This is a genomic window from Sagittula sp. (assembly GCF_052825245.1).
In genome coordinates this window covers 35,884-51,205 of the sequence record NZ_JBRBWD010000036.1, presented here as the reverse complement: position 1 = coordinate 51,205, position 15,322 = coordinate 35,884, and the positions used below count along the sequence as shown (strand labels likewise).

General features: G+C 65.5%; 11 protein-coding genes. 5 read left to right on the top strand and 6 right to left on the bottom strand.

Annotation, left to right across the window (positions count from 1 at the left end; translation table 11 throughout):
• Positions 1 to 11: 11 nt before the first annotated feature.
• The 4 genes from ACU0DV_RS15910 to ACU0DV_RS15895 all read right to left on the bottom strand — a co-directional run bounded on the left by ACU0DV_RS15910 (position 12) and on the right by ACU0DV_RS15895 (position 7,844).
• Positions 12 to 1,307 carry a TolC family protein gene (locus tag ACU0DV_RS15910; protein ID WP_446241080.1) on the bottom strand — a complete coding sequence of 432 codons (1,296 nt, stop codon included), beginning with the start codon at positions 1,305 to 1,307 and terminating at the stop codon, positions 12 to 14.
• Positions 1,308 to 1,446: 139 nt separating this feature from the next.
• Positions 1,447 to 5,847: an Ig-like domain-containing protein gene (locus ACU0DV_RS15905; protein WP_446241081.1), complete on the bottom strand. Its 4,401-nt coding sequence runs from the start codon at positions 5,845 to 5,847 to the stop codon at positions 1,447 to 1,449.
• A gap of 186 nt (positions 5,848 to 6,033) precedes the next feature.
• Entirely contained in the window at positions 6,034 to 7,146 is a 1,113-nt protein-coding gene (locus ACU0DV_RS15900; protein ID WP_446241082.1) for a Gfo/Idh/MocA family protein, read from the bottom strand.
• On the bottom strand, positions 7,143 to 7,844 hold the full coding sequence (locus ACU0DV_RS15895) for a GntR family transcriptional regulator (protein ID WP_446241083.1): 702 nt from the start codon (positions 7,842 to 7,844) through the stop codon (positions 7,143 to 7,145). The genes ACU0DV_RS15900 and ACU0DV_RS15895 overlap by 4 nt, the downstream gene beginning before the upstream one ends.
• Positions 7,845 to 7,929: 85 nt before the next feature.
• On the opposite strand from ACU0DV_RS15895, the gene ACU0DV_RS15890 reads away from it, so the two are divergent.
• From ACU0DV_RS15890 to ACU0DV_RS15875, 4 genes are all read left to right on the top strand, one after another.
• Positions 7,930 to 9,084: an LLM class flavin-dependent oxidoreductase gene (locus ACU0DV_RS15890; protein ID WP_446241084.1), complete on the top strand. Its 1,155-nt coding sequence runs from the start codon at positions 7,930 to 7,932 to the stop codon at positions 9,082 to 9,084.
• Entirely contained in the window at positions 9,081 to 9,971 is an 891-nt protein-coding gene (locus ACU0DV_RS15885; RefSeq protein ID WP_446241085.1) for an aldo/keto reductase, read from the top strand. Before ACU0DV_RS15890 ends, ACU0DV_RS15885 begins: the two co-directional genes overlap by 4 nt.
• Before the next feature lie 9 nt (positions 9,972 to 9,980).
• Positions 9,981 to 10,484: a flavin reductase family protein gene (locus ACU0DV_RS15880; RefSeq protein ID WP_446241086.1), complete on the top strand. Its 504-nt coding sequence runs from the start codon at positions 9,981 to 9,983 to the stop codon at positions 10,482 to 10,484.
• Positions 10,485 to 10,699: 215 nt separating this feature from the next.
• Positions 10,700 to 12,043 (top strand): cytochrome-c peroxidase, encoded by a 1,344-nt coding sequence (locus ACU0DV_RS15875; protein ID WP_446241087.1) that lies wholly within the window; start codon positions 10,700 to 10,702, stop codon positions 12,041 to 12,043.
• Positions 12,044 to 12,117: 74 nt separating this feature from the next.
• Here ACU0DV_RS15875 and ACU0DV_RS15870 read toward each other — a convergent pair whose 3' ends face one another.
• Positions 12,118 to 12,579 (bottom strand): NUDIX hydrolase, encoded by a 462-nt coding sequence (locus ACU0DV_RS15870; protein ID WP_446241088.1) that lies wholly within the window; start codon positions 12,577 to 12,579, stop codon positions 12,118 to 12,120.
• Between the two features lie 250 nt (positions 12,580 to 12,829).
• Positions 12,830 to 14,002, bottom strand: coding sequence for an MFS transporter (locus tag ACU0DV_RS15865; RefSeq protein WP_446241089.1), 1,173 nt, complete (start codon positions 14,000 to 14,002; stop codon positions 12,830 to 12,832).
• 230 nt (positions 14,003 to 14,232) lie between these two features.
• Here ACU0DV_RS15865 and ACU0DV_RS15860 point away from each other — a divergent pair, with 230 nt between their 5' ends.
• A complete protein-coding gene (locus ACU0DV_RS15860; protein ID WP_446241090.1) occupies positions 14,233 to 15,039 on the top strand; it encodes a LuxR C-terminal-related transcriptional regulator in 807 nt (268 codons plus the stop codon).
• Positions 15,040 to 15,322: the final 283 nt, after the last annotated feature.

Sequence of the window (15,322 nt, the reverse complement as noted above, 5' to 3'; positions counted from 1 at the left end):
CAGGACCTGGCTCAAATCGCGCCGCCTTCGGCCAGCGCGCCACGCAGGCGGGCCAGTTCAAGCTCCGCGCGGGCGGCCTTGTATTTCAGCTCGATCTCCGTCTCCAGCGCGCGGGCGTAGGTCTCGTAGGTGTTGACCACGTCCATGACCTGCCGCTGTCCGCCTTCGAACTGGCGCTGGAACATGTCGAGGTTCTGTTTCGCCGCCGCGGTCAGGCCTTTCGCCTCGCCCGCCTGCCGCTTGTACGCCACAAGCCGCGACTGCTGGCTGGCGATATGACGATCCGCGGTCTCGCGCGCCTCGGCAACCTTGCGGTCGGAGGTCTCCTTCGTGGCCTCGATGGCCTTGAACTCTGCCAGCGTGCCCAGCCCGAAGAGCGAATCCGTCGTCACCTCCAGCCCGCCGCTGGTATCGCCGTAACCGTCGACCGATCCGGTGGCGGCGAGCCCCGGCAGATGGCCGGCACGCTCGATCCGGGCCGTGGCCAGCGCCTGCTCCCGCTCGGCACGGGCGCGCAGGACGCCCAGGGCCTCACCCGCGGTGTCGTCGCGCAGCCCGCCCAGCCCGCGCAGGTCGGTCAGGGAGGTCGCGGTCATGGCGTTCAGTTCGGCCAACGCGGTCGCCTCCGCCTCCTGCGCCTCGGCAGAGCGGGCGCGGATCGAGGCCAGCTTCTGTTGCAGGACGTTCAGGTCGGACGTGTTCGAGACACCGCCCTGCACCCGCTGCTGCATGACCCATTCGAATTTCGCCATGTCGTCGTAGGCGCGGTTGAGATGCAGCGACAGGTCGCGGTTTTCCTCGGCGGTCACGTACAGCGACAGCGCGTCGAACACCCGCTGGTTGCCGTCTTCCACAAGCTGCACGGCGGCGCGCTCCACGTCCGCCTTGGCAAGGTCGCGCTCTGCCACCTTGCGCCCGTTGTCGAACAGCACCTGGTTCACGACCATTTCCGCGACCAGATCCCCGAGGGAGGTCAGCGACACCCGCGGCCCGATCGTGGGCATCCAGTTCTTGCGGGCGGCCTCTTCCCGCAGTTTGGCCACGCGCAGCTCTGCCTCCGCCACCCGCGCGTCGGAGGCGATGACAGCATGCGACACGCGGGCGTAGGGCGTGCCGGAAACGATGACCGACGGCCGGGCCTGAAGGGCGGCGATGATCTCCGAGGCGTCGCCCGGCCTGACCACGGCCTTCCGGACGCCCGCATCCTGTTCGGTCGGAATCGTCGCTTCGGCGCCCCTGAAACGTGACACGAAGCCTTCACCTATATCCGTGGAACACCCTGCCACGATTGCCGTCATGGCGATCATGGCCAGGCTCCGCCTGTAAACTACACTCATTTCGTGCCCCCGTTGTCGGCCCGACTGCTCTGATTACCGGGATTCGGGGCCCGGTTGATCCGGACCTCCGAATGTCTTGCTTGTGCACCCTTTGCGCGGGTGTCCGTCTTCAGATCACCACGTTGGTGATGTCGTCGTCGATCAGGACGGTGGACCCGCCCAGTTCGAAGACGTTGAAGGTATTGCCGTCCTGCGTCACCGTCCCGTTCGCGGTGGCGCCGGTGATCGCCACCATGTCGTCCGACCCGCCGTGGATCGCGACCGTATCGGTCGTGGACGACAGCGCCTGGATTTGGCTTTCGGTGATCGTCAGCTGGCTGTCCTCGGCAAAGTGCAGGTCGATCGTGTCGATGTTGAACTGCCGCAGCGCAGAGGCGATGTCGTCCGACATCTGCACCTGGTTGGTGTTCGGATCGTCCGTCACGAGATACGCGCCCGAGGTGTTGCCCGCCTGGTCGGTGGACGCCAGCACGAGGTGCGTGCCGTCCGCGACCGTGTTCTGCAGGAACAGGTAAGTGTCCTGACCCGCCGACACGGTGTTGGCGATCTGCACCTCCGAGACGTTCGGGTTGCCGGACGGATCGCCGACCTTGCCGAGGAACAGGTCGTCGGCGGTGGTGTCGGTCCAGACCTGCGCCACCCCGCCGCCGCTGCGGCCGTAGCCGGTCCAGCTCAGCGTGTCGGGCGCTTCGGTGTCGATGCTCAGCGTCTCGGTGATCGAGGCGGTGTTGCCCGCTGCGTCCACGGCGGAGATCACCACCGGCGTGCTCAGCGTGCCGGTCGGGATCGAGGAGGACGGCACATCGACCGTCCAGCTTCCGTTCGCGGCCACCGTCGCCACATGGGTGTGGCCGTCGATCTCGATCTCGACGGTCGAGCCGGGTTCGACGTTGCCGGTCAGGGTAATGCCCGCTGCGGCCTCGGCAAAGTTCACCACGCCGTCGCCCGCCACCGTGCCGGTGGTCTCCAGCTGGTTCACCAGCGTGTCGATGGCAAAGTTGACCTGCGTCGTCGCCGTGTTGCCCGCCGCATCGGTGGTGTTCACCGTGGCAGAGGCCGGCATCTCGCCCGACGGAACCCGAGCGGCGGAGAAGTCCACCGACCAGTTGCCCTGGCTGTCCACCGTCGCGTTGTGCGTGACACCGTTGAAGCTGACAGAGACCGTGGCACCCGGCTCCGTCGTGCCCTTCAGGGTGAAGCCGTCCGACGCCTCGGCGGCGTTGATGACGTTGTCGCCCTCGACCGGATCGGTGGAGGTGGCGAAGTTCTGCACCTCGGTGTCCACCTTCACGCTGTCCGTCCGGGTCAGCGTGTTGCCCGCGCTGTCGACGATCTGCGCGGTGATCTGCGCGGTATAGGTGCCGGGCACGATCTCGTTCGCGGCGAAGGGCGCGACCCAGTTGCCGTTGGCATCGGTCAGCACCCGGTGGGTGACACCTTGCATGGTGACATCGACGTACTGGCCCGGGGTGGAGGTCCCGGTCAGCACCACGCCATCGGACGCCTCGACGAAGTTCACCACGTCATCGGTTTCCACCGGGTCCGGGTCGATGGTCAGGTGGCCCGCGTCGGTGTCGATCACCACGTTCTGGGTGATCGTCTGCGTGTTGCCTGCACGGTCGGTCGACACGGCGGTCAGCACGGTGGTCGTCTCGCCCGTCGGCAGCTGCGAGGAGGCGAAAGACGCCGTCCAGTTGCCGGTCGCATCGACAGTGGCGTTCACCGTCTGACCGTTCAGCGTCAGCTGCACCGCGCCGCCGGGTTCGGTGGTGCCGGTCAGGGTCAGACCCTGCGAGACTTCGGCGGCGTTCATCACCCCGTCCGCGCCACCGGGCGTGGAGGTCAGGGCAAAGTTGCGCACAAAGGTGTCCACCTCGACGCTGCCGGATGCGGTGGCCGCGTTACCTGCGGCGTCGACGGAAGTGGCGCTGGCGGTCAGCGTCGTCTCGCCCGTCGGGATCTCGGCCGCGGCGAAATTCGCGCTCCAGGTGCCGTCTGCGGCGACGGTCGCTGCGTGGGTCACGTTGCCCAGCGTCACCTGCACCGAGGAGCCGGGCTGGGTCGTGCCGGTCAGCACGACACCATCCGCGCGCTCGGCAAAGTTGATGACGCCATCGGTTTCCACGGTGGAGGTGGCGATGGTGACGGTGTTCAGCGTGTCCACGGCGATGCTGCCGGAGGTGCTGGCGCTGTTGCCCGCCACGTCAGTCGAGGTGACGGCCACGTTCAGCGCCGTTTCGCCCGCCGGGATGGACGCGGCAGGGACCGTCATGCTCCATGTGCCGTTCGCGTTGGCCACGGTATCGATGGCAAAGGGCGTGCCGCCCGCGGCGCCGACCGTGCCTGTGATGCGCGCGCCCGGTTCTGCGTTGCCGGTGAGGACAAAGCCGTCCTGCGCCTCGGTCGCGTTCACCACGCCGTCGCCTTCGACGGTCGCGGTGTTCACGGTCACGGCGGTCTGGGTGTCGACGGCGATGCTGACGGTCTGCGTCGCGGTGTTGCCCGCAAGATCGGTCGCGGTGACGGAGGCGCCCAGCGTGCCGACCCCTTCGGGGATCAGCGCGGGGGCCACGGTCACGCTCCACGCGCCGGTGTTGTCGGCGGTGGCGCTGAGGGTCTGGCCGCCGATGGCGACGGCAATGGTCGCGCCCGGCTCTGCCCCGCCCGTCAGGGTCACACCCGCCGCTCGTTCGGACGCGTTCACCACGAAGTCGGCATCGTCGAAGCTGGCGAAAAGCGAGGTGTTGCGGTCCACCGTCACTGTGCCGGAAGTGGATGTGGTGTTGCCTGCGGCATCCACGGCCGTGGCCGTCAGCGTGCCGGTGTATCCCAGCTCCGAATGACCCGGCGCGCCGTCGATCAGCGACGGCGAGAAGTCGAGCGTCCAGGTCCCGTCCTGCGCCACGGTCGTCGTGCCCAGCGTCAGCCCGCCGGAGGTCACGGTGATCGCCGATCCGGCCTCACCCGTGCCGGTCACGGTCACGTCAGAGCCATACTCTGCACCGTTCACCACGCCGTCGACGGCAACGCTGCCGGTGTCGATGGTCACGGCCTGCTCGGTATCCACGTCAAAGCTTTGCGAGGTCGTGGAGACGTTGCCCGCCGCATCGGTAGCGGTGACATCCGCCGTGGCCGTATAGGTGCCCGGCGCGAGGTCGCCGCTACCGAAGGTCACGGACCACGCGCCGCTGGAATCGGCGGTCGCGGTCTGGGTCACGCCGGCGATCACCACGGAAATCGCATTGCCCGGCTGGGACGTACCGCTCAGCGTCACACCGGCGGCATGTTCGGCGGCAGAGATCAGGTCGTCCCCGGTCAGCGGCACGTTGTCGAGCGCCACCATGTTGACCGTGTCGATCTGAACCTGATCGGTGACCGTGGTGCTGTTGCCGAAGGCATCGGTGGCGGTCATCGAGAAATCGGTGACGTATTCGCCTTCGGGGAAGACGGTGTCGTCGAAGGTGAAGCTCCACGCGCCGTCCGTGCCGATGATCACCGTTTCCGACACGGTGCCGATGGTGATCGTCAGTTCCGCGCCCGGCTCGCCGGTCCCGGTGATCGTCACGCCATCGGAATGATCGACCGCGTTGACGATGTCGCCCAGCGAGACGGTGCCATCCGTGATGTCGATGGCCGGGGGCGTCGTGTCGATCACGAAGGACGGGCCGTCGAGATCGGTGACCGTGCCGTTCGGATCGGTGACGGTGACGTCGATGTCCTCGTAGCTGCCGTCATCGGGAAACTCGGGGCCGGTGAAGATCACCTCCCACGTGCGGTCCTCGCCGGCGGTCGCGGTGACCGTGTCGTCGCCGATCACCACCTCGATCACCGATCCGGGATTGGCCGTGCCGGTGACGGTCAGGGTGGGATCGTCGTTGCCGCTGATGCTGTAGGATTCATCCGGGTTGTCGACGGTCGGCGCGATCCAGTTGTCGCCCGAGGACCCGTCGCCGCCGTCGCCACCGCCGCCGCCCTTGCCGCCGACCAGAAGCGGCAGACCCAGAAGCGCGCCAAGGCCGCCAGCCCCCGCGCCGCCCAGGCCGAGCAGCGGCAGAGCCGCGAGCATCGTGGCCTCTTCGCCCTCCCCGTCGAAGTCGGAAACACCCTGCGCCACGACTTCCGGATCGTCGATGAAGATCAGCGAGTCGGACGGGCTCCACTTGCCCCATGTCTCCGTCGGGCCGTACTGGGCGAACAGGACGCCGCCCTCGGTCTCGACGAAGCTGACCTCGTTCAGTTCGCCGTTGGCGCTGATGAAGAGACGGCTGTTCGCGGCGCCCGCGCTGCCCGAACTGAAGTAGTCCTCCAGCACGATCACACGGCCATCGGCAAGGGTGATCAACAGGTCATTGGCCGCCCGGTCGTAGCCGCGCAGGTCGCTCTGACCGATGTTGAGGGAAATATCGTTACCTGCGCCGCCAGCAAGAAGAAAACCTTGTCCTTCACCACCAACGGAACCGCGTTCCACCGCACCCTCAGGGGTACGGATCACGAATTCAATCGCATTCATCACTACACCGCTCTTGCCTCTGCGCCCGTCGATTTTTTTATATGACGGGCATTTTTTGCTCTGATGACCGGTTAACTTATTTTGGTCTCAGTCGCTAGGCGAAATTGACGTTGGTGCCGCCTCACGTCGCTTTGATCAGGATAAATCGCAAGTTCTGCGTCATCTTGTGGCAAAAATGCGGCGGTCTCAGCAACTATCGAAATGCATCGCCTGGCCGCGTTGTGCCGCAAGTTGTGCGGCCAATCCCATTCTCACCGCCCAGGCCCCATCCTGCAGCGAGACCTCGCAGCGCGCGCCGTTCCGCACCGCGTTCAGGAATCGGACATGCTGATAATAGGTGGCACCGTTGTGGTCGCCCGCATCCAGAAGAGTCGGGTCGACGGGTATTTCCACGATGCGCGGCGCCTTCGGGCTTCGCGGGCTGACAATGACCTGCGGCACCGGCGCCTCCGATGCGGGGCAGGGCCAGAATCGGGTGGGTCCGGGCACCAGCGCCTCGATCTTGCCAGCGGGGCCGACAGCCGACAGCTCCTCCTGGTAGCGGGAACCTTCGGCGTACATGCAAAGCTCAAGCATGGCGCGGGCGCCGTTGGCGAAATCGACGATGACATAGGCGCTGTCCCAGATGTCGGGCACCTCCTCGCCATAGCGTTCGTCGAGGTGGTTCACCTCCTGCCCGGCGCTGGCCATGATCCGCACCGGGTCGGACTTCAGGATCAGGCGCATCAGGTCGAAGAAGTGGCAGCACTTCTCCACCAGCGTGCCGCCGGTGTTCCGATTGAAGCGGTTCCAGTCGCCGACCTTCGGCAGGAACGGAAAGCGGTGTTCCCGGATGGTCAGCATCTTCACACCGCCGGTCGCGGCCTCCACCTGCTGCAGGAAGGTCGCAACAGGCGGCATGTAGCGGTATTCCATCGCCACCCAGATCGGCGCGGGATAACTGGCCGCGATACGCGCGACGCGTGCCGCATCCTCGGGCTCGGTATAGAGCGGCTTCTCCATGAGGATCGGCAGCGGCCTCAGCTCTGCAATCCGTTCGAGCTGCGACAGGTGCAGGTGGTTCGGACTGGCGACCAGCAGCGCGTCGAGGTCAGGCTGGGCCAGAAGGTCGTCGACAGAGGAAACCTGCCCGGCCCCGGGGGCAAGGGCGCGTGCCGCGCCGGCCATCGCCTCCGACGGCTCGTAGATGGCGGCGACGCGGGCATTGGGCAGAAGGGCGATGTTGCGCAGGTGCTCCTGCCCCATCATGCCGCAGCCGATGACACCGTAATTGACGGTCGCGAGAGAGAGGTCCTTCATTTCAGCCGTGCCACGTATGTTGCAACTGTCGTGTCGATCCAGCCGCGCGACACCTCCGCGCGCGCGCCCTCGCGCGAGAAACTGATGCGCGAGGCCAGGAGCGTCGGCGTGCCTACGGCCAAGCCGTAAGACGCAGGCGCCCAGTCGGGCACCGGCGCGACGGTCATCCGGTCCTCCACCCGGCCGATCATCAGCCCAAGCTTGTCGCGGTAGAACAGGTAGAGCGACTCCGACAGGTCGGCGCGGGTCATCTTTGCCGCGTAGGAGGCGTCGAGGAAGACCTCCTCGAGGATCGCGGGCACACGGTTCAGACGGCGCAGGCGGCGGATGCGCCACGCCTCCCTGTCCGTTCCGAACGCAGGCAGGTCATCGGGCTTCGGTACCCTCGCCACGTCAAGGACCTCGGCCGTGGGCAGGCCGCCGCCTTCCAGCAGTTCGACCCGGAAGAAGGCATAGACCGCCTGCACGTCGGCCCGCGCGCGGATGTAGTTGCCTGACCCCTGCACCCGATCCAAGAGCCCCTTCTCCGTCAGGTCGGCCAGCGCCTTGCGCAGCGTTCCGACGGAAATCCCCAGCTTGGCGGCGTAGTCGCGTTCGGGCGGTAGGCGCACCCCGTCCGTGAGGCGCCCGGCATTGATCTCGCGGATCAGCATCTCGCTGATCTGGAGGTACAGGGGCAGGGCGTAGCGGTCGGTCATTGCGCGCAATCCGAAATTGATACACCATTGATCTACCCAAAATCCGCGGCTAAGCAATATGGAAAATGCGGACCGGAGACATCTTATGACCGTTGTGCCCATCACCTCCCCCGATCTCGACGCCGCCGAGGTGTCATGGTTCGCGGCGCTCTGTTCCGACGACTACGAATACCTCGGAGTTCCTGAGGGCCGGTTAAGGTCGTCCTGGGCGCATTGCTCCTCCATCGTGCAGGAGGCGGAGCAGCAGGGTTTCCGCAACATCCTCTGCCCGTCGAGCTACCAGGTGGGGCAGGATACCCTGTCCTTCGTCGCGGGCTGCGCGCCGATCACCTCGAAGATCAACCTGCTGGCCGCCGTGCGCTGCGGCGAGATGCAACCCATCATGCTGGCCCGCACCATCGCGACGCTGGATCACATGCTGGAGGGGCGGCTGACGGTCAACATCATCTCGTCCGATTTCCCCGGCGAGAAGGCGGACAGCAGCTTTCGCTACCGCCGCAGCCGCGAGGTGGTGGAAATCCTGAAGAAGGCCTGGACCCGCGACCAGATCGACCACGACGGCGAGGTCTACAGCTTCCATGGCCTGACGACCGATCCCGCCCGCCCCTACCAGACCGGCGGACCGCTGCTCTACTTCGGCGGCTACTCTCCCGACGCGCTGGAACTGTGCGGCCAGCATTGCGATGTCTACCTGATGTGGCCCGAACCCAAGGACCAGATCGCGGAACGGATGAAGGCGGTGAACGCGGTGGCGGAACGCTATGGGCGCACGCTGGACTACGGCCTGCGCGTCCATGTCATCGTCCGCGATACGGAGGCCGAGGCCCGCGAATACGCCGAACACATCACCTCGAAACTCGACGACGAGATGGGCCGCCTGATCCGCGAACGTGCGCTGGACGCGGGCTCCCTTGGCGTTTCGCATCAGGCGCGCGCGCGCGAACTGGCGGACCAGTACGGTTATGTTGAGCGGCACCTCTGGACCGGCATCGGCCGGGCGCGGTCGGGCTGCGGGGCGGCGATCGTCGGCTCCACCGATCAGGTGCTGTCCGAACTGGAAGAGTACCGCCGGATGGGCATCCGCGCCTTCATCCTGTCGGGCTATCCGCATCTGGACGAATGCCGCCACTTCGGCAGCCGGGTTTTGCCACACCTGAAGACCTGTTCATTGCCCGAAGCATACGGCAGGGTGCCGGCCACCGCCCCCGACACGCCGCTTGCCGCAGGAGCCCGCCGATGACCCCCCGCATCCAGATCACCGACGACCTGTCGTTCTCGCGCCTCGTCTACGGCATGTGGCGGCTCGGCGACGATGCCGACACCTCGCCGGAGCACGTCCGCAACAAGATCGCCGCCTGCCTCGACCAGGGCATCACCACCCTCGACCAGGCCGACATATACGGCGGCTACATGGCCGAGGAGATCCTGGGCGGCGCCCTGACCCCTGACCTGCGCAAAGAGGTCGAGATCGTCACCAAGTGCGACATCGTCGCGCCCGTGGGCCGGCACGCCGGGCACCGGGTGAAACACTACGACACGACGCGCAAGCACATCCGCAGCTCGGTCGACGCCAGCCTGAAGCTGATGCGGACCGATCACATCGACCTGCTGCTGATCCACCGCCCCGACCCGCTCATGGACCACGTGGAAACCGGGGCGGCGCTGGACGAGCTGATCGACAGCGGCAAGGTCCGCGCCGTGGGCGTGTCGAACTTCCGCCCGTGGGACTGGGAACTGCTGCAATCCGGCATGACCACCCCGCTAGCCACCAACCAGATCGAGATCTCGCTGCTGCATCATCAGCCGCTGACCAACGGCGACCTCGCCTTTCACCAGCGGCACGGTCACCCGGTCATGGCATGGTCGCCGCTTGGCGGTGGCGCCCTGTTCGCGGAATCCAGCGCGCCCCTGCGCGCGCGGCTGAACGGGATTGCCGAAGAACAGGGCGTTGATGCCGCAGCGGTCGCCGTCGCCTGGCTGATGACACATCCGGCAAGCATTCTGCCGGTCCTGGGCACGAACACCCTTGAGCGTATTGCCCGGATCGGCGATGCCTCCCGGGTGACGCTCGACCGGGAGACATGGTTTGAACTCTATACCCTCGCCCTCGGCCACGAAGTGCCCTGAGGCCCGCCGGTGACACAGTCCACCGGCCACGAGAGCTTTGATCCGGCGGATGCCGATCCCCGTGCCTTCCGCGCTGCACTGGGCCGTTTCGCCACGGGCGTGACCGTGATCACCTGCGAAACGCCAACCGGGCCACTGGGGATCACCGCGAACAGCTTTGCCAGCCTGTCGCTGGAACCGCCGCTGGTGCTGTGGTCGCCGGCGAAGGCTTCTTCGCGCTACCCGTTTTTCATGGCGGCCAAGCACTTTGCCATCCATGTCCTCGGGGCCGAACAGGAAAGCCTGTGCAAGCGTTTCGCGAAGGCGGGCGACGCATTCGACGACTTGGACTGGGCCACCGGGCCGCACGGCGCACCGCTGATCGAAGGCTGCCTCGCCCGGTTCGAATGCGAACTTTATGCCGCGCATGACGGCGGCGACCATTCGATCCTCGTCGGTCACGTCCTTCAGGTCACGGCCCGCCCCGGCGCGCCGCTCCTGTTCCATGCCGGCCTGTTCGGGCGGCTCGCCTGATCCACGACGATGCCTGAAAGGCGCATCCTGAATGGGCGTTTCGCTAGGTCCAGCACATCCCTGAATCGGGAATAATTGCCAGTTCATTGACGGAAATCGGCGAGTTGTGGGGTAACTCCGAAGATTTCCATTGCACACCTGCTACTTGCATTGTCTGGTCAACGAGATCACGATTTAGTCATCCATACTTCCTTCCCATTGATCAAAGGTCTGCCATGCCTCTGACAACGCATTTCCTGAAGACGCTGACCCGCGTCTTCATCGCCTGCTGTGCCGCGGCGGTGCTGTCCGGCGCGCCCACCCATGCCGAGCCAATGGACGCCGACGATTTCACCCAATTCGACCCGGCGCAGGCGCGGCTCGGGCGGTTGCTGTTCTACGACAAGATCCTGTCCGGCAACATGAACATCAGTTGCGCCACCTGCCATCACCACAGTCTGCACGGCGCCGACGGCGTCAGCCTCGGCATCGGAGAAGGCGGGTACGGCCTTGGGCCAGACCGACTGTCCGGCCTTGTCGGCACCACACGTGTGAAGGCCCGCATCCCGCGCAATGCCCCGGCCCTCTGGAACCTCGGGCACAGCGACCGCCGCGTGCTGTTCCATGACGGGCGGGTCGAGGTGGACGCGGATCAGCCCTCCGGGTTCCGCACCCCGGCAAAGGACCAGACACCCTCCGGCCTGAACTCGCCTCTCGCGGCGCAGGCGCTTTTCCCCATGACCTCCGCCGACGAGATGAAGGGCCGCGCCGGTGACAACCCGGTGGCCGACGCCTTCGAGGCGAGCTTTACCGAAGGCTGGGACACCATTGCGCAACGCGTGCGCGACAACCCCGGGTACGAGGCCGCGTTCCTTGTCGCCTACCCGGAAATGACCAGCGCCGACGATATCGGCATCGTGGATATCGTCAATGCCATCGCCGCCTTCATCGGGACGGAATGGCAGAGCTTCGACAGCCCCTACGACGACTACCTGCGCGACGGCACGCCGCTCGAACCGCTGGCCGAGCGCGGGCGGGAGCTGTTCTTCGGCGATGCCGGCTGCGTGACTTGCCACAGCGGCCCGCTGTTCACCGACCAGAACTTCTATGCCGCGGGCGTTCCGCAGTTCGGGCCCGGCCGCAAGTTCGAAGGCAACCTCCTGCCGGTGGACATGGGCCGGATGGAAACCACGGGCGATCCGGCGGACGCCTACAAGTTCCGCGTTCCAAGCCTGCGCAACGTCACGCTGACCGGGCCGTGGGGGCACAACGGTGCCTACAGCGACCTGCGCGACATGATCCGCCACATGTGCGATCCGGTCACGACACGCGCCCGCTGGTCGCCCGGCATGGCCCGCCTGCCCGATGTGCCCTGGCTGAGCATCGAGGACTTCACCATCGTCACCCATCGCGAGGAACAGCAGCGGCAGGCCAGGGCACTGGACATCGTGCCCGTTGCGATGGTCGAGGAGGACATCGTGGCATTGGAGGCCTTCCTCGGGGCGCTGACCGGCAAGACCGCGCTGCAGCGCCCGCTGGGCCGCCCGGCACGGGTGCCAAGCGGGCTGCCGGTGGACTGAAGGTTTAGCGACCTCTGACAATCCTGCGGCGCGGCTGCCAGGTGGCCGCGCCTATTCCATGACCGTAGAGGCCCTCAGACTCGCCGTTTCTTCAGGTCGCGCCACAGCATGCGGGAGCGCTGCTTGTGGTCCAGATCCAGAAGAAGCTGCGCCAGATCTTCCTCCACCACACACCTCGCCGCGCCCTTCATCGAGAACCAGCGCCGCTTGCGTTGCTTGCGCTCTTTCCAGTCGCGGCGCAGCGTTTCGACCAGCATGGGGTAGACGCGGACGGTGCAGGGCACGATGCACCCGTTGGACAGGATCTTTGCGTAGCTGAAGGACCCGATGGGCTGGCGCCCCACGTGACCGACCGCGCCTGCCTCTTGCAGGGCCTCGATCTCGGCCGCGGTCCAGGGTTGCTTTCCGTCCATCTGCCAGCCCTTGGGCATGACCCACCTGCCGGTGTCACGAGAGGTCACCATGAGGACCTGCAACCTGTCCTTGTCGCTCCACCGCAACGGCAGGGCAGCGATCTGTTCGCCGACCACTGGCATGTGACGTGTCGTGCTCCTCCGCCTCCCGGCTCGCATGTATCGTCGGGGTGGCCTACCGCATTCGGGTAAAGCGGACATGAACCCGGACACATCCTCCAGCCGATGAGGGTAGTGCCGCACGCCCTGTCCGGCAACGATCATGCAGCACCGTCGCGGGGTCGTCGCCGCCGATCACCTGCCAGAGGGAAACGGTGAAGCATGATGCACCCTGCCATTCAGCGTGTGGGTTCATCAAGGTGGCATTGAGGGGTCAAACCAACTTGGCTTTGGCGCCTTCAAGTGCCGACCCCGCTGAAACCTTCGCCGACAGCCAGTGGAAGAGAGGCAAGAGACCGACGGTGATGACCAGCAGTACCGCCGCCAGCTGGAACGTTGCCGCGAGCGTCACCCGCTCTGAAACCTGCCCCGCCACCATCGGTCCGGCCGCGATGCAGACATAGTAGACGGTGAAAAAGAGACCCATGCCCAAAGACCGCGACGCAGGCGGGAGTATCAGCGAGGGCAGACTGACCATCGCGCCGACCGCTACGCCCGAGGACAGACCGATCGCTACGACACAGGCGACCGAGTTCCCGATGACCGAGCCCAAGACGACGAAGAACGCAAAGCTCAGGTTTCCCAGCGCGATGATCTGAAGCCTGCGGCCGCTCCGATCCGCCAGATTCCCGGCAATTGGCCCCATGATGGCAAGGCACCAGAGCACGATTGACGTCACCGAGCCCGCCTCTGCGAGGCCCATGCCGCGGCTGACGAACAGTTGCGGGCCAAAGCTGAACACGATGGCCAGCGCTGCATTGTAAAGGCCCCAGATCGCCCCCGAAGCCAGCACTGCCCAAAGGAGGGCGCCACGCACGCTGCCGGACATTGCCACGGCGGATTGCGCGCCGTCCCGGGGCGCGCGATACATCGCCCACAGTCCAAGCAGCGCCACGGCGATCAGCCCGGTGACAAGACCCATGGCAAGCCTCAGCCCACCTGACACCGCAACGACCGGCAAGCCGATCAAGGCAACCGCGATCCCGACCGGCCATGAATTGACGAAAACGGCCATCGCCAGGCTGATCTCCCGCCCCGCGAACCAGTCCGACACCATCTTGGTCAACAGCACGTTCAGAAAGACGCCTCCCACGCCGGAGAAAAGGCGTCCAAGGAGTTGCATGGACCAGTCGCCCGACACGGTCATCATGACCCCGCCGATCAACATGAAGCCCAGCCCCGCGAGAACGACCTGCTTCTCACCGAAGTATCGCCCAAGCGCCCCGCCAGGCGCCGCTATGAAGATGCCGGGGGCAAAATACAGGCCAATCAGGATGCCGACATTGGCAAGGCTGACGGCAAAGGCATCCTCGATGACCGGGGACAGTGCAGCCACCATCTGGAACTGGATCGCCATGGTCATGCGCACCAGAAACAGCAGAGCCAATATGCGCCATCTTTGCGGTAGGACTTGCTGAGGCATGCGGACCTGCTCCGAATGACGTCTGTGACCAAAGTATTGCGGCAGATTACACTCGCCCACTGAACGTGAGTATCGGCCAGACGCATCACGTTTCATGCTGCACTTGCCCGATAAGCCCTCATGCAAATGCGGTATTGGCAAGCCTGCAGGTGCCGAGCAAGATGGTTTGCGTCAGCCATTTTCGAGGCCCGACAGTGGACAAGGAACGATTGAGCGGACGGGAAACCGAGATCGCGCGCGCCTATGCCAACGGCGGCACCTACCACCGGATCGCGGACCAGCTTGGCATAGCGCCGTCCACGGTGCGCACGCATCTGGCATCGATCTACCGAAAGCTCGGCATTTCCTCGAAACTGGAACTCTTCAAGATCCTCGAAGGCGACGCGGTCGCGACAAGCGAAGAGACCGACCAGGCCGCGATCATCTCGGAACTGGCCCTGAGCCTCGAAGAGGCGCTCAGTCGCGAACAGGCGATTGGCGAAGTCCTTCGCATCATCAGCCGGTCGGAGGGCCGGATCGACGACGTCATCGAAGCGCTTCTGGGCTACGCGCTGGAGCTCTGCGACGCTCAGTTCGGATTGTTGCTGACCTATGGCCCGGGCACCGGATTTACCGCGCGATTCATGAAGGGCATACCACCGGCGTTCGAGGACTGGTGGGAGGAGCGCGGGAGCTACAGGCCGAGCCCGCAGACGGCAATCGGCAGGCTCGAGAGGAGCCTGGATGTCGTCAACATCCCCGACGTGCGGGCTGAGCCGATCTTTCGCCAGAACGATCCCCTCCGCCACGCAACGGCTGTGCTGGGCGGCGCGCGTTCCTTCACTGCGATCCCGATGCTGGCTGGAAAACGCCTCATAGGGGCGTTCACGATCTATCGTCAACAATTGCGTCCGTTCGACGAAAGAACCGTACAGATCGCCCGCAGCTTTGCGGACCAGAGCGCAATCGCCATCGAAAATGCAAGAATGATAGGGGCGCTGCGTTCGAGCATCAAATGTTAGACGAAGTGGTTCGCTCAGGATCGAAACCCGCGCCGTTCGAGCCTTTCAAGAGCCCATTGACCTGCGCCCAGCCCCTCCCTCCGGGCTACGATAAAGTCCGCTCCGACGAGGAAACGTATAGAGGAGCGACCGAGGTTCAGCGAAGAGCAGGCATTAGGACGCTGGAGGAACCGGACACGGCTTCGTTCAACCCCTCTGCCTTGCGCCTTATCGATTGCCGCTGCGAGAGCCGCCTACTGAAAGAGCATCGAAGACAAGAAAAAACCGCACCGGAGGCACCGGC